Origin of the sequence: Bartonella sp. MU70NMGDW (assembly GCF_042194085.1) — a bacterium.
In the GTDB taxonomy this organism is placed as follows: domain Bacteria; phylum Pseudomonadota; class Alphaproteobacteria; order Rhizobiales; family Rhizobiaceae; genus Bartonella; species Bartonella grahamii.
Genome location: NZ_JBHIMK010000562.1, coordinates 1 through 562, shown reverse-complemented (window position 1 = coordinate 562; position 562 = coordinate 1). Strand labels below are relative to the sequence as shown.

Below are 562 nucleotides of genomic sequence, written 5' to 3'. Positions count from 1 at the left end.
TTCCCAATCTTGCGGGAAAACTTGACCAAAATTGATCAAGCCATTGTTGATATTGAGGAAAAGGTAGAGGGAAAAGCGCCTTCAAAACACACGCATAGCATAAGTGATGTTGCAGACCTTGAAGCGGCCCTTAAGGCCAAAATGGCAGCCGATAAAACCTTCACTTTTGCTGATTTAAGTGATATCGAAGGCGCAAAAGATGCTGCCAACAATTATGTTCTCTATAAATCAAGCAATAATAACTTCACTTTTGGCAGTGCTGTCTCTCTATTAGGCGCACACCAACATAAAACCGAAGATATTGTGGGGCTTGATGATTTTAGAGCTAAGATCAATGAAGATCTCACAAGCTATGGACACCTCACAAGCCCAAATGAATGGCAAAGTTATAATAAATTTACCAGCAAAGTTACCATGAGTGGTGGCTTAGAACTGTTGGGTAATTCGTCGTTTAACCTTATCCATAACAACAAAGTCGTTACCAATCTAAACACAACCGGAAGCATGTTGAAGGGACCTCTTAAAGTTGATGGTGCGGAAGTTTATAGCAAAAATGAAGCTC

At 40.4% G+C, this 562-nt stretch carries 1 protein-coding gene; it reads left to right on the top strand.

What is annotated here, in order from left to right:
• Nucleotides 1-562: Bgr_08870 family protein (locus ACFIKE_RS12165; protein ID WP_375650224.1), on the top strand; the 562-nt coding region annotated here is incomplete at both ends.